The 22,077-nt window shown below is 72.1% G+C and carries 21 protein-coding genes; 11 read left to right on the plus strand and 10 right to left on the minus strand.

What is annotated here, in order from left to right; translation table 11 throughout:
- Positions 1-11 precede the first annotated feature (11 nt).
- Positions 12-869 (plus strand): GNAT family N-acetyltransferase, encoded by an 858-nt coding sequence (locus CP983_RS24190; protein WP_150501739.1) that lies wholly within the window; start codon positions 12-14, stop codon positions 867-869.
- 229 nt (positions 870-1,098) lie between these two features.
- Entirely contained in the window at positions 1,099-2,661 is a 1,563-nt protein-coding gene (locus tag CP983_RS24195) for an alpha/beta hydrolase (protein ID WP_150501740.1), read from the plus strand.
- Positions 2,662-2,753: 92 nt separating this feature from the next.
- Here CP983_RS24195 and CP983_RS24200 read toward each other — a convergent pair whose 3' ends face one another.
- Genes CP983_RS24200 through CP983_RS24215 form a run of 3 tightly spaced genes read right to left on the minus strand, consistent with a single transcriptional unit; the run spans position 2,754 to position 5,074 of the window.
- A complete protein-coding gene (locus tag CP983_RS24200; RefSeq protein ID WP_150501742.1) occupies positions 2,754-3,410 on the minus strand; it encodes a pyridoxine/pyridoxamine 5'-phosphate oxidase in 657 nt (218 codons plus the stop codon).
- A 27-nt stretch (positions 3,411-3,437) separates the two neighbouring features.
- Positions 3,438-3,863, minus strand: a complete 426-nt coding sequence (locus CP983_RS24205; RefSeq protein ID WP_150501744.1) for a pyridoxamine 5'-phosphate oxidase family protein — start codon at positions 3,861-3,863, stop codon at positions 3,438-3,440.
- 32 nt (positions 3,864-3,895) lie between these two features.
- The gene (locus CP983_RS24215) at positions 3,896-5,074 is read right to left on the minus strand and encodes a thiolase C-terminal domain-containing protein (protein WP_150501746.1); all 1,179 of its coding nucleotides are present in this window, start codon (positions 5,072-5,074) and stop codon (positions 3,896-3,898) included.
- 91 nt (positions 5,075-5,165) lie between these two features.
- On the opposite strand from CP983_RS24215, the gene CP983_RS24220 reads away from it, so the two are divergent.
- Together CP983_RS24220 and CP983_RS24225 are read left to right on the plus strand one after the other, a co-directional pair.
- Positions 5,166-6,434, plus strand: coding sequence for an acyl-CoA dehydrogenase family protein (locus tag CP983_RS24220; protein ID WP_150501748.1), 1,269 nt, complete (start codon positions 5,166-5,168; stop codon positions 6,432-6,434).
- Complete coding sequence (locus CP983_RS24225) at positions 6,431-6,919, plus strand: nitroreductase/quinone reductase family protein (RefSeq protein WP_229914788.1); 489 nt, start codon at positions 6,431-6,433, stop codon at positions 6,917-6,919. The genes CP983_RS24220 and CP983_RS24225 overlap by 4 nt, the downstream gene beginning before the upstream one ends.
- Positions 6,920-6,946: 27 nt before the next feature.
- Here the strand turns inward: CP983_RS24225 and CP983_RS24230 are convergent, their stop codons facing one another.
- Both CP983_RS24230 and CP983_RS24235 read right to left on the minus strand, forming a co-directional pair.
- Positions 6,947-7,603 carry a DNA-binding response regulator gene (locus tag CP983_RS24230; RefSeq protein ID WP_189748780.1) on the minus strand — a complete coding sequence of 219 codons (657 nt, stop codon included), beginning with the start codon at positions 7,601-7,603 and terminating at the stop codon, positions 6,947-6,949.
- Positions 7,600-10,029, minus strand: a complete 2,430-nt coding sequence (locus CP983_RS24235) for a sensor histidine kinase (RefSeq protein ID WP_229914787.1) — start codon at positions 10,027-10,029, stop codon at positions 7,600-7,602. Before CP983_RS24235 ends, CP983_RS24230 begins: the two co-directional genes overlap by 4 nt.
- Positions 10,030-10,150: 121 nt before the next feature.
- Between CP983_RS24235 and CP983_RS24240 the strand changes: the two genes are divergently transcribed.
- Positions 10,151-11,050, plus strand: a complete 900-nt coding sequence (locus CP983_RS24240; RefSeq protein ID WP_229914786.1) for an esterase/lipase family protein — start codon at positions 10,151-10,153, stop codon at positions 11,048-11,050.
- Between the two features lie 25 nt (positions 11,051-11,075).
- Complete coding sequence (locus CP983_RS24245; RefSeq protein WP_150501750.1) at positions 11,076-11,876, plus strand: hypothetical protein; 801 nt, start codon at positions 11,076-11,078, stop codon at positions 11,874-11,876.
- An 83-nt stretch (positions 11,877-11,959) separates the two neighbouring features.
- Here the strand turns inward: CP983_RS24245 and CP983_RS24250 are convergent, their stop codons facing one another.
- Positions 11,960-12,583, minus strand: coding sequence for a LysE family translocator (locus tag CP983_RS24250; RefSeq protein ID WP_125528279.1), 624 nt, complete (start codon positions 12,581-12,583; stop codon positions 11,960-11,962).
- An 82-nt stretch (positions 12,584-12,665) separates the two neighbouring features.
- On the opposite strand from CP983_RS24250, the gene CP983_RS24255 reads away from it, so the two are divergent.
- Entirely contained in the window at positions 12,666-13,118 is a 453-nt protein-coding gene (locus tag CP983_RS24255; RefSeq protein WP_107905964.1) for an Lrp/AsnC family transcriptional regulator, read from the plus strand.
- 75 nt (positions 13,119-13,193) lie between these two features.
- Here the strand turns inward: CP983_RS24255 and CP983_RS24260 are convergent, their stop codons facing one another.
- Positions 13,194-13,829 carry a TetR family transcriptional regulator gene (locus CP983_RS24260; RefSeq protein ID WP_107905963.1) on the minus strand — a complete coding sequence of 212 codons (636 nt, stop codon included), beginning with the start codon at positions 13,827-13,829 and terminating at the stop codon, positions 13,194-13,196.
- 134 nt (positions 13,830-13,963) lie between these two features.
- Here CP983_RS24260 and kbpA point away from each other — a divergent pair, with 134 nt between their 5' ends.
- From kbpA to CP983_RS24275, 3 genes are all read left to right on the plus strand, one after another.
- Positions 13,964-14,701, plus strand: a complete 738-nt coding sequence (kbpA, locus tag CP983_RS24265; RefSeq protein WP_125528280.1) for an AfsK-binding protein KbpA — start codon at positions 13,964-13,966, stop codon at positions 14,699-14,701.
- Between the two features lie 226 nt (positions 14,702-14,927).
- Entirely contained in the window at positions 14,928-17,282 is a 2,355-nt protein-coding gene (afsK, locus tag CP983_RS24270) for a protein serine/threonine kinase AfsK (protein ID WP_107905960.1), read from the plus strand.
- A gap of 179 nt (positions 17,283-17,461) precedes the next feature.
- Positions 17,462-17,971 carry a hypothetical protein gene (locus CP983_RS24275; RefSeq protein WP_107905959.1) on the plus strand — a complete coding sequence of 170 codons (510 nt, stop codon included), beginning with the start codon at positions 17,462-17,464 and terminating at the stop codon, positions 17,969-17,971.
- A 1-nt stretch (position 17,972) separates the two neighbouring features.
- Here the strand turns inward: CP983_RS24275 and CP983_RS24280 are convergent, their stop codons facing one another.
- Genes CP983_RS24280 through CP983_RS24290 form a run of 3 tightly spaced genes read right to left on the minus strand, consistent with a single transcriptional unit; the run spans position 17,973 to position 20,321 of the window.
- Positions 17,973-18,743 carry an enoyl-CoA hydratase/isomerase family protein gene (locus CP983_RS24280; protein ID WP_150501752.1) on the minus strand — a complete coding sequence of 257 codons (771 nt, stop codon included), beginning with the start codon at positions 18,741-18,743 and terminating at the stop codon, positions 17,973-17,975.
- Positions 18,740-19,156: a Zn-ribbon domain-containing OB-fold protein gene (locus tag CP983_RS24285; RefSeq protein ID WP_107905957.1), complete on the minus strand. Its 417-nt coding sequence runs from the start codon at positions 19,154-19,156 to the stop codon at positions 18,740-18,742. Before CP983_RS24285 ends, CP983_RS24280 begins: the two co-directional genes overlap by 4 nt.
- Before the next feature lie 7 nt (positions 19,157-19,163).
- The gene (locus tag CP983_RS24290) at positions 19,164-20,321 is read right to left on the minus strand and encodes a lipid-transfer protein (protein ID WP_150501754.1); all 1,158 of its coding nucleotides are present in this window, start codon (positions 20,319-20,321) and stop codon (positions 19,164-19,166) included.
- Positions 20,322-20,416: 95 nt separating this feature from the next.
- Between CP983_RS24290 and CP983_RS24295 the strand changes: the two genes are divergently transcribed.
- On the plus strand, positions 20,417-21,988 hold the full coding sequence (locus CP983_RS24295) for a FadD3 family acyl-CoA ligase (RefSeq protein ID WP_229914785.1): 1,572 nt from the start codon (positions 20,417-20,419) through the stop codon (positions 21,986-21,988).
- Positions 21,989-22,077 lie beyond the last annotated feature (89 nt).

Consider the following 22,077-nt stretch of genomic DNA (forward strand, 5'->3'; position numbering starts at 1 on the left):
GATCATGAGGCATGCGCCCGGACGACTGGTACTCCACCCAGGACCTCACCGCCTTCCTCGCTCACGCCGGCGGCTTCCTGCGCTCACGCCCCGATCTGCACACCGTCCCCCTGACGGTGACCGAGACGCTGCGCACCAACGGGCTGCGCGCGTACGGCGGCGAGGCGCCCGTCTTCGGCGCGCTGGAGCTGGACGGGCAGGTACGGGCCGCCTACTTCCGCACCCCGCCCTACCACCTGAACGTCACCCCCCTCACCCCCGAGGAGGCCGACTCCCTCGCCGCCCATCTCGTGAGCCTCGGCCAGGTGGTCCCCGGCGTCATCGCGGCCCGCGAGACCGCCGAGGCCTTCAGCGCGGCCTGGCGTCGGCACGCCGGTGCCCGGGGTGCGGTCGGGCAGCGCCAGCGGCTGTACCGGCTCGGCAACCTGACCGTGCCGCAGCCCGCCCCGGCCGGCCGCGCGCGGGTCGTGGGCCCGGCGGACCGGGACCGGCTCACGCGCTGGCACGCCGAGTTCGTCGAGGCCGTCGGCCATGTCGCCGCGCGGGACGCCGGGGCGTGGGCCGACTCGCGGATCTCCTACGGCGGCGTCACCTTCTGGGAGGGCGAGGACGGCACCCCGCTCGCCATGGCCGGCGTGACACCCGAGGTCGCCGGGCAGGTCCGGGTCGCGCCCGTCTACACCCCGGCCCCGCTGCGCGGACGCGGCTACGCGGGCGCGGTCACCGCCGCGGTCACGCGGGCGGTGCTCGGCTCCGGCGTGCGCGAGGTGCTGCTCTTCACCGACCTCGACAACCCGACCAGCAACGGCCTCTACCAGCGCATCGGATACCGGGCGGTGGCCGACTTCGCCACCTACGACTTCCGGTGAGGTCCGGGCCTCCGGCTTGGCGCTCACCCGCGCGGACAGTGCCCCGGTCGGTGGCCTCTTGAAGGAGACGGTGCGGAGCCGGGCTCGGTTGTGCGACTCGGGGACCATCCGGCGCGCGCGGCCGTCCATCCATGGACGGACCAGATCCGCCTCATCGATGGATTCGCCCAACTCCACCGCACGAAAGGGTTGATGCGTCCCATACGCAACAACCCCGAGGACCCCCCACGTGCGAAGCAGTCGAATAGCCTCCGTCCTGGCGGCCAGCGTCGTCGCCACCCTCGTGCCCGCGCTCGCACCGGCCACCGCGTCCGCCGCGGCGAACCCCCTGGACCAGTACCTGCGGCAGACCCCGTCCTGGCACCGCTGCGACAGAACGACACCGGCTTCCTTCCAGTGCGCCACCATCAAGGTGCCCCTCGACTACAGCCGCCCCGACGGCAAGAAGCTCGACCTCGCGATCTCGCGGATCAAGACGGGCAACAGGGCCGAGCGGCGCGGTGTGCTGCTGCTCAACCCGGGCGGACCCGGCGGTCCGGGCCTGGACATGCCGCAGATGATGGCGGGCGAGCTGCCGAAGAGCGTGAAGGCCAAGTACGACCTCGTCGGCTTCGACCCGCGCGGCATCGGCAAGAGCTCCGGCGTCGGCTGCGGCATGACGGACGCGGAGCAGAACTGGGAACGGCCGTACAAGGCCGCGACGTTCGCCAAGGACGTCAAGTGGGCGCGGACCGTCGCCGAGAAGTGCGATGCGAAGCAGGGCGACAAGCTGCGCCACATCACCACCCGCAACACCGCCCGGGACATGGACGTCATCCGTGCCGTGCTCGGCGAGAAGAAGATCTCCTACCTGGGGTACTCCTACGGCACCTACCTCGGCGCGGTCTACACGCAGTTGTTCCCCAAGCGCTCCGACCGCATCGTCCTGGACAGCGCCGTCGACCCCGCGCGGATCTGGCGCGGCATGATCCAGATCTGGGCGGAGGGCACCGAGCCCGCCTTCACCAGGTGGACCGAGTGGACCGCCGAGCGCGACGCCACGTACAAGCTGGGCCGGACTCCCGAGGCGGTCCGCAAGACCTTCTACGACCTGGTCGCCCGGGCCGACCGCAAGCCGATCGAGCTCGAAGGCATGAAGCTGAACGGCGACGAGGTCCGCTCCTTCGGCCGCGCCACGTTCTTCAGCGTGCGCGACGCCGCCGAGTGGGTCGTCCAGCTGAAGAACGCCGCCGCGGGCCGGCCCACGTCCGGTGACCGGGCGGACAGGACGCCCTCGCAGGCCCCGCCGTCGTTCGCCCGGGCGGTGCCCGCGGACAACGGCACCGCCGGCTTCTGGTCCGTGGTCTGCGCCGACACCCGCAACTGGCCGCGCGATCCCGAGCAGTACCGCAGCGACGCGATCCGCGACAAGGCCAAGTGGCCACTGTACGGCGACTTCGTCTCCAACATCATGCCGTGCGCGTTCTGGAAGAAGAACGGCAGCGAGCCCGCCACCAAGGTCGACAACAAGGTCGGCGCGCTGATCCTGCAGAACGAGTGGGACTCCCAGACCCCGCTGGCCAGCGGCCAGGGCCTGCGCCGCGTGATGAAGGGCTCGAAGATGGTCACCGTCCTCGGCGGCGTCGGGCACGGCATCTACGGCTCCAAGTCCTGCGCGGACAAGACCGCCACGGCCTATCTGACCACCGGGAAGCTGCCGGCGAAGGACGCGACGTGCAAGGCGGCGCCGGCCGCCCGTGAGCGCGCGAACTCGCTGCCGCTGCCGACGCCGCGAGGTGTTGTGCCGCGGTAGGCCGTCGGTCGGCTGCGGCTACGTCGTGGCTGGTCGCGCAGTTCCCCGCGCCCCTGAGGGGCGCGGCTGAACCGTGGCGTTGCCGGAGCAGCTCAGGGCCACAGCAGTTCCTTCGCCCACCCCTCCTCCGTACGGCGATACAGCAGCCGTACATGGCGGCGAGCCGCGTCGCCCTGGAAGAACTCGACCTCCACCGGGCGCAGGCGGTACAGCGTCCAGGACGGGACCGGGGCGTCCGGCTCGTCCTGGGCGCGTTCCCAGGCCGCCTGCGACTCGCGCGCCAACTCCTCCAGGGAGGCGAGCACTTCGCTCTGCCTGCCGGTCAGGGCCGCAGCGAGCGCGCCGGTGGAGCGTGCGTGCAGATCGGCCTGGGACTCCGCGGACGGGGCCGCCGTCACGGGGCCCCGCAGCCGCACCTGGCGGCCCTGCGCGGGCCAGTAGAAGCCGAGGGCCGCGTGCGGGCGGGCGGCGAGCTGCCGGCCCTTGCTGCTGCCCACGTGCGTGGCGAAGGACCAGCCGGACGCGTCGGCGCCGTGCATCATCACGGTCCGTACGTCCGGCAGCCCGGCCTCGTCCGCGGTGGCGAGGGACATCGTGTGCGGCTCCACCTGCCCGGCCACGACCGCCTCGGCGAACCAGGCCGTGAACAGCGCGAGCGGGTCGGCGGGCGCGGCCGACGGATCGAAGGACGGCAGCTCGACGTCCCACACCCGGAGCGACCTCAGCAAGTCATGAAGATCCGTTCCCATGCCCCGATTGTCACGCGCGGCGCCCGCTCACACCCGACCCAGGTCCGACGACACCCACCGCTCGGGCCGCACGTGCACCACCACCTGCTCGCCGTGGTTCTTCCAGGCGAAGTCGACATAGCCGTCGACCTTCTCGGCCGGGAGGTAGCGGGCGGCGAGCTCCCGCAGGCGTTCGAGGGTGGCGGGGACGGTGCTGATGACCGGGCCCTCCAGCGACACGTACCGGATCGTGGGTTCGGTCCGGTCGACCATCAGGGACAGCCGGCCCGCCGCCTGGATCAGCTCGTTCTTGCGGGAGTCGAGGCCGGTCATGATCCACAGGTCGCCGCCGGGTTCGTACTGGTACCAGATCGGCACGGTCAGCGGCGCGCGCCCGGCGCCCGCGTCGACCGCCAGCGCGGCGATGTGGGGTTCGGCCAGGAACTCTTCACGCTCTTCGCGGGTCAGTGCCATGCCGGTTCCTCCCGGTCGGGTCGACGTACGTCTCAATCCCTCCCCAGTACCAACGTGCCCGACGAGCAGAACCATCCCCCCGTGGCCGAAGCCACCCCCAGACGGGGTAGTTCCCCGGGCCCGCCCGGCCCCCGCACCTGACGCTCCCCGCCCTCCCCGCGCAGCTGCCGCACCGCCTCCACCAGCAGAAACAGCCCCCGCATCCCGGGATGCTGGGCGGAAAGACCGCCTCCGTCGGTGTTCACCGGCAGCTCCCCGCCCCGCACCAGCAGCCGCCCCTTCTCCACGAACGCCCCGCCCTCGCCCTTCCCGCAGAAGCCGAGGTCCTCCAGCGTCACCAGGGTCATGTAGGTGAAGGCGTCGTAGATCTCCGCGAAGTCGATCTCCTCGGGCCGCACGCCCGCACGCTCGAAGGCGAGCCGACCGCTGACCGCCGCCGGACCGGTCGTGAAGTCGGGCCACTCGGACATCGCGGAGTGCGAGACGTGCTCCCCGGATCCGAGGACCCACACGGGCGCGGTACGGCAGTCCCGTACGAGTTCCTCGGCGACCAGCAGCACCGCCGCGCCGCCGTCGGAGCGGATGCAGCAGTGCAGCTTGGTGAAGGGGTCCGCGATCATCGGGCCCGACAGGACGTCGTCCACGGTGATCGGGTCGCGGAACATGGCATCGGGGTTCAGGGCGGCGTTCGCCCGCGCCTGCACGGCGACCTCCGCCAACTGCTCGATCGTCGTGCCGTGTTCGAGCATGTGACGGCGGGCGGCCATGGCGTACTTGGCGATGAGGGTGTGGCCGTAGGGCACCTCGAACTGCAGGGGGCCGCGGGAGCCGAAGGACAGGTTCCCGGTCCGCCGGCCGGCCCTGATGTCCGCGCGGGCCGTCGAGCCGTACACCAGCAGCACCGCCTTCGCGTGGCCGGCGGCTATCGCGTCCGCCGCGTGGGCCGCCATGACCTCCCAGGTGGCGCCCCCGACGGACGTGGAGTCGACCCAGGTGGGGCGCAGCCCCAGGTACTCGGCCACCTCCACCGGGGCGAGCGTGCCGAGACCGGCGGACGCGAAGCCGTCCACCACCTCGCGGCCGAGCCCCGCGTCGGCCAGCGCGCGGCGGGCCGCCTGGGCGTGCAGGGCGTACGGCGTCGCGTCGTCGACCCGGCCGCAGTCGGAGAGGGCCACTCCGACCACGGCGACTTTCCGGCTCCCGGGAGTCATGCGAGGCCTCCAAACCTCTGTGCATCTCGCTATGGCCCTCCTAATATGACGGCCCGTCAGATCTGAGGGGAAGAGCCGGAGGGAAGAGCCCATGGACGCCAGCTTCAGCCCCGAGCAGGACGAGATCCGCCGCACCCTGCGCGAGCTGCTGCACAGCCGCTGCGGACCCCGGGAACTGCGCACGGCCCTCGACACCCCGGCCGGCCACGACCCCGGCCTGTGGACCGCCCTCGCCGAACAGCTCGGCCTGCCCGGGCTCGCCCTCCCGGAGGCGTACGGCGGTGTCGGCTGCTCGGCGACCGAACTCGCCCTGGCCTGCGAGGAGACGGGCCGCGCGCTGGCCCCGTCCCCGCTGCTGGCCACCGCCGTCCTCGCGGGCCCGCTGATCGCCGCACTCGGCACCGACGCCCAGCGCGCCGAACTGCTGCCCCGACTGGCCTCCGGCAAGCTCACCGCCGCCCTCGCCGTGCCGGGCACCGCACTGGCCGCCGCCCTCGCCCTCACCGGCGACAACGGCGGCGACTGGGCCGGCGGCGGGCGCGCCGGGGGAGTGCAGGCACGGCGGGCGGAGGACGGCTGGCGGCTGTACGGGCAGGTCGACCAGGTGCTGGACGGGCACAGCGCCGGACTGCTGCTGGTCGCCGCGCACGCCGGGGGGTTCGCACGGTCCCGGACGCTGCTGTTCCTGGTGCCGGGGGACGCGGCCGGTGTCGTACGCGCACGGCAGACGGCGCTGGACGCCACCCGGCCCCAGGGGCGGGTCCAACTCCGTGATGTGAACGCCGAGTTGCTGGGTGACGAGGAAGGCCGGGAGGTACTGCCGGCCCTCGCCTCGGCCGGGGACACGGCTGCCGCCGTCCTCGCCTGCGAGGCCGTGGGCGCCGCCGACCGGGCACTGGAGCGGACCGTGGAGTACGTCGGGCAGCGCGAGCAGTTCGGCCGGACGATCGGTTCCTTCCAGGCGGTGAAGCACCGCCTGGCGGACGCGTACGTGGCAGTACAGGCGGCCCGCTCGGCGGCGTACTACGCGGCATGGGCGACAACGCCCCGAGGGGCAACGCCCCCAAGGGGCGCGGGGAACTGCGCGACCAGCCCCGGCGAACCCGCGGACAAAGAACAACCCGGCACGGCCCCACCCGCGGCGCGCCTCGCCCTCGCACAGGCCCTCGAAGCCCTCCGCACCGCCGCCGCCGAGGCCATCCAGCTCCACGGCGGCATCGGTTTCACCTGGGAGCACGAGGCGCACCTCTACTTCAAGCGGGCCGCGGGCGACGAGCTCCTCTTCGGCCCGGTCCACCGGCTGCGGGCGCACGCCGCCGACGCCGCCCGGCTCTTCGACACCCAGGAGGTGGCGGTGTGATCGGCGTACCCGTGGTCGTCCGGGCGGTGCAGAAGGTGTCCTCCACGCGGGGCTTCGCCAAGGTCGCCCCGCATGTCATCCCGGCCCTGGACCGTGCCGTGCACCGGCTCACCCGCGGCAGGGTGCTGCTCAGCGCCCAGATGCTGCCCGGCGTCATCCTGACCTCGACCGGTGCCCGCAGCGGACTGCCCCGCCGTGCGCCGCTGGCGTGCATGCCGGAGGAGGAGGGCCGCTCCTGGATCCTGGTCGGCTCCAACTTCGGCCGCCCCGGCCACCCCTCCTGGACCCACAACCTCCTCGCCCATCCCGACGCCGAGGTCAGCTGGAAGGGCCACGACATCCCCGTCACCGCCCGGCTGCTGGAGGGGGAGGAGCGGGCGGCGGTGTGGAGGACGGCACTGTCGTTCTGGCCGCCGTACGCGACGTACCAGGCACGGGTGGACCGGGAGATCCGGCTGTTCCGGGTGACGAGGAGGCCGGAGTGAGTCGCTGAACCGGGTCCTTGCCGGCGCTCAGAGGTCGTCCACGTCGACCAGCCCGTCCTGGACGGCGCGGGCCACCAGGCTCGCCTTGGTCCGCGCGGGGCGGCCGACGTTCGCGTACTTGATCCGTACCCGGTCCAGATACGAGTTGACCGTCCGGACGGAGATGCCGAGACGCTGCGCGACCAGCTCCTTCGACTCGGACTGGAACCACTCGATGAGCACGATCTCCTCGCGCGCGGAGAGCTGGGGGCGGTCGCTGCGGGCGTTCGTTCCCAGCGCCCCGGCCAGCGCGGGCGGCATGTAGGGGCGCTCGTCGGCCGCCGCCAGCGTCGCCTCGACCAAGTGCTCCTGGCCCTCGCTCTTGGTCAGAAAGGTCGCGGCGCCGAGGTCGAGACAACTGAGCGCGGTCTTCTCGTCGTCCCGCATCGAGTAGACGACCACCTGCCGCCCGGCGTCGACGAGTCTTCGGAGGCTGCCGAAGGCTGGGCCGCCGTCGCCCAGTTGCAGATCCAGGACGACGACATCGGCCGTGCTGCCCGGAGCGGTCCATGCCTCCCGTACGGAGCCGCTCGCCGCGACCACGGTGATGGGCCGCGGCGACGCGGCGTACCACATCTCCACGCCCGCGAGGATCGCCGGATGGTCGTCGATGACGACCACGCTGACGGGTGCGCTGCTACTCATGTCAGGTCAACTTCCGGGGCCGCCCGTTTGCTCCAACTGGCCTCCACCCACACACTTCCGCCGCGCGCGGTTCTCGTCACGGACACGTTCGCGGCCGTCGCGGGGCCGGGCGACGGGGAGGCCGCTCCCGGGGCGCGGCCGTCGGGGCGGTCCGTGCCGACCACGCTCACGCGTACCTCGCGCGAGGTCCACACGACAGTCACCCGGGCTGTGGAGCGGGTACGGCCCAGCGTCACGACCACCGGGTCGATCAGCGCTCTGCGTACCTCCCTGGGCACCTCACCCGGCCGGCCCCGTACGGCCAGGCTCACCGCCACCCCCTGGTGCTCGGCCACCTCGACGCACGCACGCAACTCGTTCAGCAGCGGATCGGAGACGGCGTCGCTCTCCGCGAACAGGCGGCGCATACGGGCCGCCTCCACCCCGCACCGCAGCCTGACCTCCTCGTCGTGCGGACTCAGCACACCGTGCCCGAGGCCCATGAGCAGCGGCACCGTCGTCGCCGTCAGCGCACGGTAGCGCTCCTTGTGATCACGCTGCATGTCCTCGTGGATGCGTTCCCGGGTCCGCAGTTCCTCCTCCCGCGCGGCCTCGTCGCCCGCCGCCGGCGCCGTACCGTGGAGCAGGCGCGTCAGGAGTATGCCGACGGAGAACTGGAAGCCACAGGTGGTGATCGCGGCGATCCCCATGGCGGCCGACTCCGCGGCCGTCGGCGCTCCCGACAGGAGCACGGCGATCGCGTTGATCCCCACATGCGCGCCGAGGAAGGCCGCGAACGCTCTGACCGGCAGGTCCGCCAGCAGGAACAGCGCGTGCCAGCCGACCAGTCCGAACGCCCAGTCCTGCGGACCGGTCAACCGCTCCGGAGCGAGCGTGAACGCGCAGACCGCGGAAACGGTCAGCACCGAGGCCAGGCTCCACGCCCGTATCCGCGGCGGGATCTGCCGGCCGCGCAGCAGGAACACGGCCCCGCACGCCGCGACGGCGGCGAGGCAGACGAACGCCGCCGTCTGCGCCCACGCGGGCCGGTAGGCACCCTGGTGGGCGGTGATCTGCTGCAGCGACAGAACGAACTGTGACAGCAGACTGATCAGCAGCGCGGCCAGTTGGGCACCGTGCAGCAACTGCCTGCGGATGAGACGGGCGACGGCCGTGTGCGCCCCGGCGCGGGTCTGGCGCGGCAGGTCCGCCGGCTGCGCCTCGTGGTCTGTACTCGGCGTCCGGGCCCGACTGTGCCAGCGCCACCGCACGCGGGTTCCGGTGCCCGGAGCCGAGGTGACCGTGGCGGTGCCGCCGATCGCGTGCATCCTGCCGATGACGGAACCGGAGAGGCCCCGGCGCCGCTCCGGAACGCACCCCGGGTCGAAGCCCCGCCCCGCGTCGGACAGTTCGACGACGACGGCACCGTCCTGCTCCGTCCACGCCCTGAGTTCCGCTTCCCGCACCCCGGAATGGCGGGCCACGTTGGTGACGGCCTCACGGACCCCGTTGAAGATCGCGAGCCCGGGGCCGGACGGCACGGCGAGCGGGCCGTCGATGCGCGTCTTGAGCTGCACCAACGCCTCGCCCTCACCCCTGGTGCCCTCGGGCACGCAGCCGAGAAGCGCCGCGAGGTCGACGCTCCCCGTCTCGAATCCGGGTACGGCGGACAGCGCCTGAAGATCCTGTCTGGCACGTGGCGGCAGCCACGACCAGTCCCGGGCGTCGCCCTGGGAGACCATCAGCAGCGTCGCGCTCGCCGTGTCGTGCAGGGTCGCCAGGTACTCGCGCTCGGTCGCCCTCCGCGCGGCGGCGACCTCGGCCTCCCGGCGGGCTGCCGCCCCGAGGGCCGCCGACCGGTCGGCGGCCCTGGCCTGCGCCCGGACGATGAGGTAGGCGGCCCTCGACAGGCCCGCCAGGACGACGATGCGCACCAGCTCCGCCGGCTCCGGGCCGGCTCCGGGCGAGGAGAGGATGTCGCCCAGCGCGCAGGCGGCGGTCCCCGTCGCGGCCAGGGCGGCTGCGGCCAACGGGCGGGTCGCCCACTCGTGCTGGAAGGTGATGACGCAGATGCCGATGATCGCCTCCACCGTCACATCCGCGCCGACGCCGCCGAGCACCGGCTGGGACAGCCCCGTCAACACCACGACGGCAGCGTCCAACGTCCAGAGCAGGGCGAGCGGGAGAGGGAACGGGAGCGGGCGGCGAAGCGAGCAGAGGCGCACACCACAGGCGAGGAGAGCGGGCAAGAGCAGGGACACCGCCAGGGGAATCTCCGTCGCGTCCGCCGAGACGACGCCCAGCGCACCGCACAGGCAGACCACGGTGGACCGGAGCCACAGCCCGTACCGCTCCAGAGCCAGGTTCAACAGGCGCTCGCCGGACCCGGGATCGTCGATCGGCCCGGCGGCTCCGCCCCCGTGATCCGCGTACCCCCCAAGTCGCATGCGATCAAGGGTAGTTGCCCGCCCCGAATCGGACGCTCCTTGTGGGGCGAACGACCGGCACACCCGGCGACCTGGGCGAGTTACTGTGCCCGTCGTCCGCCGGAAAAGAAGTCCGTATCCGGTGCGCGAAATCCATCGTCAATCACGGGGAATCTTCATGCAGAAAACGCAGAGACGGCTGACGCTGTTACTTTCCGCGGTGCTGGCATTCGCCTTCACCATGCTCACGGTCACACCGGCCAGTGCGGCGCCGGCCCGGTCGAACGGGTCGGCCAACCGGGTCATCTTCATCCACGGGTTCGCTCCGGGCGGCGAGCACGACTGCTCCGAGTACTTCCGCTCCGCCCGAACGCATTTCGCGAACAAGGGATGGCGGGGAAACCTGCTCACCTTCGGCTATTACGCGGGCAACACCAATTGCTCGTACAACTACCGGGGGAGCCGTGACAAGTCCCTCAATACCGTGGCCAAGGTGTTCGCGAACTACGTCTACGACAACTACTCGCGGCGGAACATCAAGGTCGACGTCGTCGCCCACTCCATGGGCGGTCTGGTGGTCCGGGCGGCGCTGCACCACACCGCCCTCGGCACCCCGGGCTTCCCGGACCGCCTCTACATCGAGGACGTCGCCACGCTCGGCACCCCGCACGGCGCCACCGACTTTCCCTGCCCGAACTGGTGGCAGCAGTGCCTGGACATGAGGCCGGACAGCCCGTTCCTGCGGAGCCTGCCGAACACCATGCCGAACTCGCGCCGAACGGGCATCGGCACCGACTGGACCACCGTTTCGTCGTTCGACGACGCGATCGTCTCCGAGGGATCCGGTATCGCCGGCAGTGCGCAGCACGAAGTCCAGTACGACGACGGAATCGGTCACAACGAACTCAGGACCATCCGCTCCGGAAGGTACAAGAGCAGGATCAAGCACACCGCGCGGGGCAACGCGTGGAGCAGCTGGACCCAGCGCGTCTCTCCCCTGGAGCAGGCACGCCTGGCGGTGCTTTTCCAATCCACGACGTGATCTCGACTCAGAAGGAACAACTGCCTTGCGGAAATTCAGAACTGCACTGATCGCTCTTGGTGCCACGGCCGCCGTCGTCGGGGGCGGCCTCGTCGCCGCACCCGCCGCCCAGGCCGCGGCCACCTGGCAAGCCCACGACAAGAACTGCAAGACCTTCACGGACATCAACGCCCAGACCCTCGGCTCGGTCTGTGCGGAGGTGCAGAAGCGGGTCACCGACACCGGCTCGGTCAACGGCTACCGCGCAAGAGTCACCGCCACCCCCGCCGCGGGTCACTGGATGAAGCCGACCACCTATGTCTGGAGCTCGGACGGCGCCGTGAGCCAGGTCTGCTCGGGCGGGTGCGCCCAGCGGACCTCCGCGTGGACCTCCGCATGGTCCCCGGTGAAGACCACCGCCGGGACGTACGAGGTGCGGGGCGAGAGCTCCGGCGGCTCCCTCTCCGAGGTCGGCGCCTCCTGGAGCGATTGGGCACCGGTCGCGGCGAAGTGCTCCACCTACGCCGCCGGCAAGTTCTGCGTCCACCGGCACGAACGCGGCTACCGCGACACCATGCAGGAGCGCGGCAAGCTGTCGGTGGCCCCGGCCGCCGGCAAGTGGATCGAGCCGCGGTGGGTCCGCGTCGGTGACGTCATGAACGGCACCGACACCCATCTGACCCGTGACCTCTGCGACCCGTCCTGCACCCGGCGCACCACCGGGTGGTCCGCCACCGTCTCCCGGACCCTGCCCGGTCTGAGCAGTCCGCTGGAGCTCTACGCGTCCGCCCAGGTCGCACTCCCCTCCGGAGAGACGAGGACCATCAGGGCCTCGCTCTTCGACTGACCCCCGGCACCACCGAAGGGCCCGGCCCGTCGCCCACCGGCGCGCGGCCGGGCCCGTGACGTTCGGGCGGACATCCGCGACCGCTACAGCGTCGCCAGGCGCTGGACCAGCAGGAACGCGCCGATTCCGAGCATCGCCGCGCCCGATGTGCGGGCGACCGCGCGGGCCGCTGTCGGGCGGGCGCCGAGGACCGCTCGGGCGGTGAGGCCGACCGTGAGGTAGACGGCGGCGCAGCAGGCCATGTGGAGCAGGCCGAGGACGGCGGTCTGCGCGGGGACCGGCAGGTGGTCGCCCTTCGTCAGCAGGAACTGCGGCAGCACCGACAGGTAGAGCAGCAGGCCCTTGGGGTTCAGGCCGCTGATCGTCGCGCCGCGCAGGAAGGCTCGGGCCCCACTCGTGGCCACGGCCTCCTCGGCCTCGCCCGGCGTGCCCGGTCGGCGCAGCACGCTCCAACCCAGCCACACCAGGTACGCGGCGCCGGCGGCGGTCAGCGCGGTGAGCAGACCCGGCTCGCTCGCCACCAGCACCGCGAGGCCCGCCACCGCGAGGACGGTGTGCAGCGCGTACCCGGTGACCAGGCCCGCCACCGCCGTCACCGGCGAGCGGTCGCGCAGCCCGGCGGATATCGCGTACGCCCAGTCGGCGCCCGGCACGCAGACGAGCAGCAGGTCGATGGCGAGGAAGGAGATGAGCAGTCCGGAGTCCATGGTGGGGACATTAGGCGGGAATGGCCCGAAAGTGTTGTCGAAGTTTGCCCATGATCCGGGGTAGTGGGGGAAGATCTGCCCCATGGACGACGTGGACAGACAGATTCTTGCCGAGCTTCAGCAGGACGGGCGGCTGACCGTGACCGAGCTGGCCGCACGGGTGCGGCTGAGCGTCTCGCCGTGCCACCGGCGGCTGCGGGAGTTGGAGCGGGCCGGAGCCATCAGCGGATACCGGGCCGTCGTGGAGCCGGCCGCCGTGGGGCTGAACTTCGAGGCGCTGGTCTTCGTGTCCATGCGGCAGGAGGACCGGGACACGGTCGCCGAGTTCGAGGGCGCGCTGGCGGACATCCCGCACGTGGTGGAGGCGCAGCGGCTGTTCGGGGAGCCGGACTATCTGCTGCGGGTGGTCGCCGCGGACCTCGCCGCCTACCAACGGCTGTACGACGACCGGCTGGCCACGCTGCCGGGGGTGCAGCGGCTGACCTCGACGCTGGTGATGAAACACGTGGTGGACGACCGGCCCCTGCCGGCGTGATGTGAGCCGCCGTGAACGGGCGGCAGGCGGCGGCCCCGCGTGGACCACCGCCTGCGAGACAGGACCCCGGCGCCGCTACTTCGTCGGCTTCTTGCCGGTCACGCCCAGGTGCACCAACAGCGCCAGGTTCGGCTTGAGTTCGGCCTGCTTCACACCCCAGGTCTGGAAGCCCTTCTGGTGCGAGGCCACCGCCGCGAGCATCGCGACGAGCGAACCCGCCACCGCGGCCGGGTTGACGTCCTTGTCGACCTTGCCCTTGGACTGGAGCTGAGTGACGGCTTCCGAAAGGGAGTTGTTGACGGAGTTCAGGATCTTCATACGGATCTTGTAGAAGCGTTTGTCGCCCTCGGACGCACCGAGGTCGACGACCCTGAGGATCGCGTCGTTCTTCCGCCAGAACTCCAGGAAGCCGTCGACGAGTTCCTGCGCCGTCTGCCAGCCGGCCTTGCCGACCCAGCTGCGGCCCTCGACGAGCTCGGTCAACCCGGCCCCCTCGGCGGCCATTTGCTCGGCGATCTCCAGGACGGCGCCCTCGACGTCCGGGAAGTACTGGTAGAAGGTGGCGGGCGAAGTGCCCGCCTTCCGGGCGACATCGATGACTTTGACGTCCCGGTACGGGGAAGAGCTGAGCATCTCGCTGAGGCAGTCGAGCAGCTTCTGCCGGGTCGCCTGCCCACGCCGGCCGGCCACGCGGCCGTCGACGGTACGCACTTGTCCTGTCATGTCGTCAGCTTACCGAGGGGTGATCGGAGCGCGATTCGGCCGACTGCAAATGGGGTGCACGAGGAGCACGGGCCTGGTGTGCCTGGTCTGCGGCGTGTGGGGGAGACGGCTACTTTTGCCGCATGGCCGAAAACAGGGCATCCGCGAACGGAACGGGATACACGGAAGGCGTCCCGTGCTGGGTCGACGCACAGCTCGCCGACGTACCGGCGGGTGAACGCTTCTACGGTGAGCTCTTCGGGTGGGACTTCGAGGAGGCGTACGACTCCACCGTGTGGGCCCGCCTGGACGGTGACCGCGTCGCCGCGCTCTCCCGCAAGACGGACGGGCGGATGCCCACCGTGTGGACGGTGTACTTCGCCACCCCGGACGCGGAGGGGCTGGCCGGGCGGATCCGGAACGCCGGCGGGCAGGTGGTCACCTCGCCGACGCCGGTCGGGCCGGACCTGGGGACGGCCGCGCTGGTCACCGATCCCGAGGGCGCGGTCTTCGGGCTGTGGCAGGCCGACGGGCACACCGGATTCGGGCGCCGGCACAAGGTCGGCAGCTTCGCCTGGGCCGAGCTGTACACCCGGGACACCGAGGCCGCCAACACCTTCTACGGCGGGCTCTTCCACGACGCCCTTTTCGGGGAGGACGCCGAGCCGGACTTCGGGCGGGCGGCCGTGGGCGAGGTGTTCCCGGCGATGATGCCGCCTCATTTCGTCGTCCACTTCCGGGTGGCGGACTGTGCTGAGATCCTCGGCACGGTGAACCGGCTCGGCGGGCGGGTGCAGGTGCCGCCCTTCGAAACGTCGTACGGCACGGTCGCCGTGGTCAGCGACGACCAGGGGGCCTCGTTCGCGGTCCTGGAACGCTGACGGCACTCCGGCATCCGGCGTCCCACAATGCGAACCGGCGCTGTCCGTGGACGCCGGAGTGTGGTTTTGTCCCAAGACACCCCGTTCCGCCCTCGGGTTCGCAACCACGCCCTCGGACAGGAAGAATCGGGGTGCGTGCCGCCAAGGCGGTGCGGTGGTGAGACGCTGCACGGGGTCGCGTACATATGTGGGTGGACGGGGCCCGTACGGGGAGGTGGCAGGCAGAGTGGTGGATCAGCTGACGCAGCACGATCCGCGCAGGATCGGGCCGTTCGAGGTGCTCGGACGGCTGGGTGCCGGCGGCATGGGGCTGGTCTATCTCGCGCGCTCGGCTTCGGGCCGGCGCGTGGCGATCAAGACCGTCCGTACGGAGCTCGCCGAGGACCAGCTGTTCCGCGTCCGCTTCACGCGTGAGGTGGAGGCGGCCAGGGCGGTCTCCGGGTTCTACACGGCCGCGGTCGTCGACGCCGACCCGCGCGCCGCGGTGCCGTGGCTGGCCACCGCGTACGTTCCCGCACCCTCCCTCGAGGAAATAGTGAACGAGTGCGGGCCGCTGCCGGCCCAGGCGGTGCGCTGGCTCGCGGCCGGCGTGGCGGAGGCCCTCCAGTCGATCCACGGCGCCGGGCTCGTGCACCGCGACCTGAAGCCGTCCAACGTGCTCGTGGTCGAGGACGGTCCCCGCGTCATCGACTTCGGTATCGCGTCCGGCGTTTCGAACACGCGTTTGACGATGACCAACGTCGCCGTCGGCACGCCCGCCTACATGTCGCCGGAGCAGGCGAAGGACTCCCGCAGCGTGACCGGCGCGAGCGACGTCTTCTCGCTGGGCTCGATGCTGGTGTTCGCCGCCACCGGACACCCCCCGTTCCACGGCGCCAACCCGGTCGAGACGGTCTTCATGCTGCTGCGCGAGGGCCCGGACCTCGAAGGTCTCCCGGACGAGCTGCGCCCGCTGATCGAGTCCTGTATGCAGATGGAGGCCACGGCCCGGCCCAACCCGGCCGACCTCCAGTCCCAGCTCGCGCCCCACCTCTTCGGCTCCGGCTCCGACGACAGCGGTACGGCGTCCGCGTGGCTGCCCGAGCGCGCGGTGGGCCTGATCGAGACGCGCAGAGGCGGCCGCCCCGCGGCCAAGCCCGCGCCCGCCTCCGGCCGCAGCGCAGGCCGTATCGCCCCCGCGCCGCTGCCGCCCCCGCCCGCGCACGACCCGGTGGTCCCGGGCCCGCAGCCCGTCCCGGTCGGCGCCCCCGACACCGGCCCCGTCCGCCTGGCGGGCGCCGCGGTGCCCATCGGCCCCGGCCCGCGCGTGGCCGACGCCCGCGCCGCCGCCATGAAGGCGCCCCCTCCGGAGGCCGGCCTGGTCGCCTCCTGGTCCAAGCCCCGCCCCGGCGTCAACGGCACCGACCCCGCCGTCGGCCCGGCCGTGCCGCCCGTGCCCCCGGAGAACGCGGCCGGCTGGCGGCCCTGGCGTTTTCGCATGTCGAACGACGTCTGGGGCACCCCGGCCGTCGACGGGGACCTCGTCTACGTCACCTCCTTCGAGGTGCACGCCCTGGACGTGGCCACCGGCCGACGCCGCTTCAAGACCCGTGACGTCGCCTGGTCCATGGCGGTGGCCGACGGCCGTATCCACGCCTCCGACGGGCCGACCCTGTTCGCCCTGGAGTGCCGCGAGGGCGCGGACCTGTGGCGGCTCCAGACGGACGCCTGGGTGTACTCCCTCAAGGCCGAGCGCGGCACCGTCGTCACCGGCACGCGCGGCGGCGGCGTCCAGGCCTGGGAGGCGTCCAGCGGCCAGAAGCTGTGGGAGCTGACCGGGGCGCAGACCGACTTCGAGTCCCCGGAGGCCGGGCCGGCGCTGTACGACGGCACGGTGTACGTCTGGCAGGACGCCCGGCTGCGCGCCCTGGACGCCCGCACCGGCGACGAGCGTTGGTCGTACCCGATCGGCGACGCCGCCTCCTGCGGCGGGGTGCCGGTGCGGGTGGCGCAGGCCCACGACGGCTATGTGTACGTCTCGGCCGGCACGCGCGTGCTGGCGATCGACGTGATGAGCGGGCACGTTCGCTGGCACTTCGAGGCCCCCGCGGTCTTCCTGTGCCCGCCCGCCTTCGTGCCGGGCCCGGCGGTGACCGGCGGCGGCGTGTACCTCGCCGACTACCTCGGCACGGTCTACGCCCTGGACGCCACCGACGGCCGCGACCGCTGGCGCATCGCGACCGAGTCCCGGTCCTCGATCGAGCCGGTGCTGGTGGCCGGGGGCCATGTCCATGTGGGCAGCGGCAAGGGCCTGTACACGCTGGACGCGGTCACCGGGACGCCGAAGTGGCGCTTCCAGGCGGGCGGCGACCTCGTGGGCGCCCCGTCGGTCGCCGAGGGCCGGATCCACTTCGGCTCCACCGACCATCTGCTGTACACCCTGAAGGCCGACGACGGCCGGCTGCGCTGGAAGCTCGCCACGGGCGGCGAGATCACCGGCTCGCCCGTGGTGAAGGACGGCGTGGTGTACGCGTGCAGCAAGGACCGGTGCGTGTACGCGCTGGACGCGGAGAAGGGCACGGGCACGGCGCGAACGGCCTAGCCACGGCTGTGTGACGGCCGTCGTGCCGGTGCACGGAAGGGGCCGGACGGCGCCCGTCCCAGGGGAGCGGTCATCTTCACCGCTCTTACACGAGACGCTACGCCGGGTGAGCGCTTACCGCCATGCGGCCGCTGCTAACGTGACGTGTTCACGATCGCGACAACGGGGGTTGAAACACCGTGAAGCTTCGCCATGTCCGTGCTCTGGCCGTCTTCGCCTGTGTACTGGTCGCCCTGACCGGTGCCCGGCGCTCGCACGGCGGCGGGTGCGACGACAGCTCCGGCTCCAGCAGCTCGTCGAGCAGTTCGGGCGGCAGCACGCACCACTACGACGACGATGACGACTACGACACCGGGTCGTCGTCGGGCGGCGGTTCGTCCGCGACCGCGTCCGCGGAGCCGACGAGCGACGTGCGGATCACCAGCTGCGCGTACGACCCGAGCCGGGGCATAGTCGCCCGTGTCGAGGCGACCAACACCAACACCTTCAGCACGTACACCTACGAGTTCGACGTGGTCTTCAAGGACCCCGACGGCGCGCCCGTGCGCACGAGTTCGTCCGCCATCCCGTACGTCGCGGCCGACTCCACCGAGACCCTGGACGTGGCCGCCGCCTACGTCGCCGACTCGGGCGCGAACACCGCCGGTGTCACCTGCGCCCTGGACGACGTGACGCGCGAGGCGCAGTAGTTCAGCGCAGGCGGTGCTCGCGGCGCCGCGACCGGAAAAGCTCCGTCTGCCGCTCGCCCGGCAGGTTCCCGAGGGCGATCAGGTGCGGTGCCTGCGCGAACGCCTGGGCGAGGGCGGCCTCCCTGGCCGCCCACAGCGCCCGCACGGTCCCCTGCACCCCGGCCGGCGGATACCCGGCGAGTACGGCCGCGCAGTCGACGGCGGCCGCCAGCGCGCCGCCGGCCTCGGTGACTTCCGAGACCAGCCCGATCTCGTGGGCCCGCCGGGCCGACAGCCGTTCCGCGCTCCCCATGAGAGCCATCCGCGCGGCCTCCCCGTACGGCATGCGCAGCGCCATGAGCATCGACTCGTAGGCGCTGACCATGCCGTAGGTGGTGTGCGGGTCGAAGAAGGCGGCGGTCGGGTCGGCGATCAGGAAGTCCGCCTCGCCGAGCAGATAGAACGCGCCCCCGCAGGCCATGCCCCGCACGGCGGCGACGACCGGTTTCCACAGGTCGTTGGACTTCGGCCCGACCCGCAGCAGCGGGTCGTCCGTCATGTAGGGGGAGTCGGGCTGCGGGACCACGGCGTCCCGGTCAAGGCCGGTGCAGAAGGCCCGCTCCCCGGCACCGGTGAGGACGACGGCCCGTACGGTGTCGTCGAACCGCAGATCCCGCCAGGCCGCCACGAGTTCGTCCCGCATCGGCAGGTCGATGGCGTTGAGGCGGTCCGGCCGGTCGAGCGTGACGACGGCGACCGCGGTGTCCTTGTCGATGGTGACGTCGAGGCTCATGGCCGCTCCAGGACCCACTGCGGCAGCCCGGTGCCGCCGAGGACGGCCTGCACCTTGGCGCCGATGCGGATCCGGTCCGGGGCGAAGGAGCCGAGGGCCGCGCCGGGGCCGGTGACGAGGTTGCCGACCAGACGGATGCGGGGCGCGTCGGCGAGCTCGACGACGATCACGTTGTACGGCGCCTGCGCCGCGTAGTCGGGCAGCAGGGGCGGGTGGGGGACGACGTAGGACCAGATCCGGCCGTGCCCGCTCATCAGCCGCCATTCGCTCGCGAAGGACTGGCAGTGCGGGCAGCACGGGCGGGGCGGGAAGCGGGGTTCGCCGCAGTCGGCGCAGGACTGGACGCGCAGCTCGCCCCGGGCGGCGTACTCCCAGAACGGGGCGCCGTCGGGGTCGGTGACGGGGGAGAGCATCCTTCGATCAACTCCTCAGGAGCAGCGCGGAGGTGGGGACGCCTTCGCCGGCGGTGACGAGACAGGTTGCGGCGCCGGGGACCTGGGCGGTGCTGGTGCCGCGCAGCTGTTTGACGCCCTCGTTGATGAGGTTGAAGCCGTGGACGTAGGCCTCGCTGAGCCCGCCGCCCCCGGTGTTCATCGGCAGCCGTCCGCCGATCTCCAGGGCGCCGCCCTCGGTGAACGCGCCGCCCTCGCCGCGCCCGCAGAAGCCGTAGCCCTCCAGCGAGAGCGGTATGAGCGCGGTGAACGCGTCGTAGATCTGGGCGACGTCCACATCCTGTGGAGTGAGGTCGGCGTGCTTGAACAGATGCCGGGCGGCGGTCCAGGCGGGGCCCGTGAGCGGGTCGTCGTTCCAGTAGTTGACCATGCCGTGGTGCTGGGCGGGCAGGCCCTGGGCGGCGGAGTGGACGTAGACGGGGGTGTGCCGGCAGTCGCGGGCGCGCTCGCGGCTGACGATCACGCACGCCAGGGCGCCGTCGGTCTCCAGGCAGTTGTCGAAGAGGCAGAGCGGCTCGCTGATCCAGCGGGAGGTCATGTACATCTCGCGGGTCAGGGGGCGGTCGTACATGATCGCGTCCGGGTTCTGGTTGGCCCGGTTGCGGCAGGCGAGTGCGACGTTGAACAGGTGGTCCCGGGTCGCACCGTACTCGTGCATGTAGCGCCGGGCGAGCATCGCGATCTCGTCGACGGGCCGCAGCAGGCCGTAGGGCCTGGTCCACTGGGCCGGCGTGGGCAGCTGGGCGGTGGTGTTCCGCCACGGCCGGGGGCCGCTGCCGCGCTTGCGGGACCGCCAGGCGACGCCGACCGACGCCTGGCCGGTGGCGATGGCGGTGGCCAGGTGCGCGACGGTGGCGCACGAACCGCCGCCGCCGTAGCCGACCTTGCTGAAGTAGGTGAGGTCACCGAGACCGACCGCCTTCGCCAGCTCGACCTCGTCGGTCTCCTCCATGGTGTAGGAGGCGAGGGCGTCGACCTCGCCGGGGGCGATGCCGGCGTCGTCGAGGGCGGCGAGAACGGCACGGCAGGCCAGGGTTCTCTCGTCGTCCGGGAGGTTCTTGGCGAAGGGGGTCTGTCCGATGCCGACGATCGCGGTGGCGTCCTTGAGGCCGGTGCCTGAGGTCATGCTGCGCGCACCTCCGCATGCTGAAGCGGCTGCTGACAGGGCGTCAGGCTACAGCTAATCTGACGGGTAGTCAGCTAGTGGGTCTGGAGGCTGTGGTGCGCGGTGACTTGGAGTGGGACAGCATCCCGGAACTGCTGCGGTCCGCGGCCGAGCGGTACGCGGACGTCGAGGCGGTGGTGGAGGGCCGCAGCCGGACCACGTACGCCGAACTGGGCGCCCGCGTCGAGCGCTCGGCCGCGGCCTGCATGGCGAACGGCATCGAGCCGGGCGACCGGGTCGCCATCTGGGCGCCGAACACGCTGGACTGGATCACGGCCGCGCTGGGCGCGGTGTCGGCGGGGGCGGTGCTGGTGCCGCTGAACACCCGCTTCAAGGGCGGGGAGGCGGCCGATGTGCTGCGCCGCAGCGGGGCCCGGCTGCTGTTCGTGACCGGCACGTTCCTGGGGACGTCGTACGTGGCGTCGCTGCGCCGCGCGGTCGCGGAGGGGCCCGGGCTGCCCGCCCTTGAGCAGGTGGTGGTGCTCTCGGACGACGCCCCCGCGGACTTCCGTACCTGGAAGGACTTCCTGGCGAGCGGCGACGGCGTGGACGGGGCCGAGGTGCGGGCGCGCGCGGAGGCCGTCGAGGGCTCCTGGGCCTCGGACATCGTCTTCACGTCCGGCACGACGGGCCGCCCCAAGGGCGCGGTGATCACCCACGCTCAGACGCTGCGGGCGTACGAGGTGTGGAGCGACCTTGCGGGACTGCGGCAGGGCGACCGCTATCTGATCGTGAACCCCTTCTTCCACACCTTCGGCTACAAGGCCGGGGTGATCGCCTGTCTGATGCGGGGCGCGACGATGATCCCGCAGCCGGTCTTCAACGTCGGTACGGCGCTGGCGAACATCGCGGCGGAACGGGTGTCGGTGCTGCCGGGCCCGCCGACCCTGCACCAGTCGCTCCTTGACCACCCGGCCCGCGACACGCACGACCTCTCGGCGCTGCGGCTGGTGGTCACGGGCGCCGCGGTCGTGCCCCTGCGACTGGTGGAGCGGCTGCGCGGGGAACTCGGCGTGGAGACGGTCCTGACGGCGTACGGCCTGTCGGAGGCCAGCGGCATCGTGACGATGTGCCGGCGCGGCGACGACCCGACGGTCATCGCGTCGACGTCGGGCCGCGCGATACCGGGCACGGAGGTCCGCGTCGAGGCACCGCCCGGCGAACCCGGCGAGGTGCTGGTCCGCGGCTTCAACGTCATGCGGGGCTACTACGAGGACGCGGCGGCCACGGCCGAGGTGCTCGACGAGGACGGCTGGCTGCGCACCGGGGACGTGGGCGTGCTGGACGACGGCGGCAACCTGCGCATCACCGACCGCATCAAGGACATGTTCATCGTCGGCGGCTTCAACGCCTACCCGGCGGAGATCGAGCAGCTGCTGGGCCTGCACCCCGACGTCGCGGACGTCGCGGTGATCGGCGTGCCGGACGCGCGGCTGGGGGAGGCCGGGAAGGCGTTCGTGGTGCGACGGCCGGGGTCCGTGCTGACCGGGGACGACCTGATCGCCTGGGCACGCCGGGAGATGGCGAACTACAAGGTGCCGCGGGCGGTGGAGTTCGTGGCCGAACTGCCGCGGAACGCGAGCGGGAAGGTGGTCAAGGGGGAGCTGCGGGGGAGGGCCTCGGAGTAGCGAAGGGCCCGCGGACGCCGGGGCCCTTCGCTGACTCGGTGGCCTGCAGCAGCCGGAGATGCTCTGCACCGCAGCGCTTCATCCGATCA

Source organism: Streptomyces chartreusis, assembly GCF_008704715.1.
Taxonomy (GTDB): Bacteria; Actinomycetota; Actinomycetes; order Streptomycetales; family Streptomycetaceae; genus Streptomyces; species Streptomyces chartreusis.